The sequence below is a fragment of the Kineococcus vitellinus genome, assembly GCF_009906315.1.
GTDB lineage: Bacteria > Actinomycetota > Actinomycetes > Actinomycetales > Kineococcaceae > Kineococcus > Kineococcus vitellinus.
This window is the reverse complement of sequence record NZ_JAAALL010000459.1, coordinates 1-2,230: the sequence shown is the minus strand read 5'-3', so window position 1 is coordinate 2,230 and position 2,230 is coordinate 1. Positions and strand designations below refer to the sequence as shown.

The following is a 2,230-nucleotide window of genomic DNA, read 5'->3' as shown; positions in this document are numbered from 1 at the left end:
GCCCCGACGAGATCAACCAGACCATCGCCTACGCGATGTGGTCGGTCTTCGCCGTCGAGACGAGCGTCGGCGACGCCGACCGCGCGGCCCTCGCCGACGAGGTGCGGGCGCTGCTGGAGGAGCTGACCGGCAAGGGCCTGGTCGTGCGCGGCCTCTACGACGTCGCGGGCCTGCGCGCCGACGCCGACCTGATGTTCTGGTGGTACGCACCGACGGTCGAGCTCGTGCAGGAGGCCTACCGCCGGCTGCGCACGACCCGCCTGGGACGGCACCTGGCGCCGGTGTGGTCGGTCGTCGGCCTGCACCGCCCCGCGGAGTTCAACCGCGGCCACGTGCCGGCGTTCCTGTCCGGCGAGCGCGCCCGCGACTACGTGTGCGTCTACCCGTTCGTGCGCTCCTACGAGTGGTACCTGCTGCCCGAGGACGAGCGCCGCAAGATGCTGCGCGACCACGGCCTGGCCGCCCGCCCCTACGAGGACGTGCGCGCGAACACCGTCTCCGCGTTCGCGCTGGGCGACTACGAGTGGGTCCTGGCCTTCGAGGCCGACGAGCTGCACCGCATCGTCGACCTCATGCGCGACCTGCGCAGCACCGAGGCGCGCCGCCACGTGCGCGAGGAGGTGCCGTTCTTCACCGGCCCCAAGGTGGAGCTCGGCGAGCTGGTCAACGCCCTGCCCTGACGCGGGCCCGCCCCGCACGCGCGAGGGCCGCCGCACCGGGAGCGGTGCGGCGGCCCTCGCGCGTGCTGCCCCGGCGCGCCGGGGAGCGGTTCAGAGCCGCTCGGGGTCCTCGGCGTCGGCGCCGGCCACGTGGTCGACGGTGCCCAGGTGCCCGGCCCCGCCCGCCTCGTCGGGCTCCTCCTGGGTGATGCGCTCCTCGATCGTCTCGTTGTCCGGGTCGACGTCGTCGCGCATGAGCTCCTCGGTGGCGTGGCTCAGCCGCCGGCTCGTGTCGTAGGTGTCGTCGTCGCTGTCGGCCAGCAGCGTGTCGGTCTGCAGGTCGCGCACCTCGTCCCCGTCGTCGGGGTCCTGGTCGATGGAGGAGTCCGCCTGCTGCAGGTCCGGATCGGCCAGCGGGTCCAGCTCGGGGTCGATCGGCTGGTAGGTCTCGGAGTACGGCTCGCTCATGCGTCCACTGTGCCCGCGGGCCCGGGCGCCCGCACCCCCTGCGCCCGGCCCGCGGCCCGTGCTCAGCCCTGCGCGGGGCGCAGGGTGAGGCTGATGGAGTTGATGCAGTACCGCTGGTCGGTGGGCGTGGGGTAGCCCTCGCCCTCGAAGACGTGGCCCAGGTGCGAACCGCAGCTGGCGCAGCGCACCTCGGTGCGGCGCATGCCGAGGGTGGTGTCCTCGATGAGCTCCACGGCGTCGGACTGCTTGGGGTCGTAGAAGGACGGCCACCCGCAGTGCGAGGCGAACTTCTCGGTGCTGGTGAACAGCTCCGCGCCGCAGCCGCGGCAGGCGTAGACGCCCTCGGTGGTGGTGTCCTCGTACTCGCCGGTGAAGGGCCGCTCGGTGCCGGCCTGGCGCAGGACCTGGTACTCCTGCGGGTCCAGCTGCGCGCGCCACTCGGCGTCGGTCTTGACGACGGGGTAGCGGGTGCCGCTGCTCTCGGGGGTGGTGTGCGCGCTCATGCCTCCTGCAACCCCCCGGCGCCGGGCGCTGTTCCGCCGCTCAGCCCAGCCGCGTGGTCCCGGCGTACACGTGCAGCACGGGCACGCCGAGGCTGTCGCGGGCGCGCGAGGCCCAGTCGGTGTGGAAGGTGTCCTCGACGGCGTGCGGGCGGGTGACGACGACGACCTCGCGGGCGTCGGGCTCGCTGCCCAGCGCCTCGCGCACCTCCGGCAGCGGGTCGTCGGCCGTGGTGCGCCCGTGCGCCTGCAGCCCCTCGGCGCGCAGCGCCGCCAGCGTCGCGGCCAGCGCGGTCTCGGCGTCCGCGCGGGCGCGCTCGGGGTCCGGGCGGCCCTCGCGCACGGCCCCCAGCGCCGCCCGCAGCTCGCCCAGGCTCAGGTGGTCCAGCAGCCCCGCGAGCACGCTGCGCTCGGTGTCGGCGGGCACCAGCACCAGGTGGCGCACGTCCTCGCCGGCGGCGCGGGCCTCGGCGTGCAGCTGCGCGACGTTGCGGGCGTCGACGTCCCCGAAGGCCTCCTCGGTGAGGACGACGACCGTCCAGGGAGCGCCCGTCCCGGTGGACGGCGGGGTGGCGGGGGGCTCGGGGGTCGACGACACGCAGC

General features: G+C 75.1%; 4 protein-coding genes. 1 reads left to right on the top strand and 3 read right to left on the bottom strand.

All coding sequences use genetic code 11. The annotated features are described in order from the left end of the window. Positions 1-11: 11 nt before the first annotated feature. Positions 12-680, top strand: coding sequence for a hydrogen peroxide-dependent heme synthase (gene hemQ / locus GTQ99_RS22405; protein WP_420814612.1), 669 nt, complete (start codon positions 12-14; stop codon positions 678-680). A 90-nt stretch (positions 681-770) separates the two neighbouring features. On the opposite strand, the gene GTQ99_RS22400 is transcribed toward hemQ, so the two are convergent. The 3 genes from GTQ99_RS22400 to GTQ99_RS22390 form a co-directional block, all read right to left on the bottom strand. Further along, positions 771-1,127, bottom strand: coding sequence for a hypothetical protein (locus GTQ99_RS22400; RefSeq protein ID WP_166617884.1), 357 nt, complete (start codon positions 1,125-1,127; stop codon positions 771-773). 62 nt (positions 1,128-1,189) lie between these two features. Further along, entirely contained in the window at positions 1,190-1,630 is a 441-nt protein-coding gene (msrB, locus tag GTQ99_RS22395) for a peptide-methionine (R)-S-oxide reductase MsrB (RefSeq protein WP_166617883.1), read from the bottom strand. Between the two features lie 40 nt (positions 1,631-1,670). Further along, the coding region (locus GTQ99_RS22390) for a hypothetical protein (RefSeq protein WP_205708040.1) at positions 1,671-2,230 on the bottom strand (560 nt) is incomplete at its 5' end.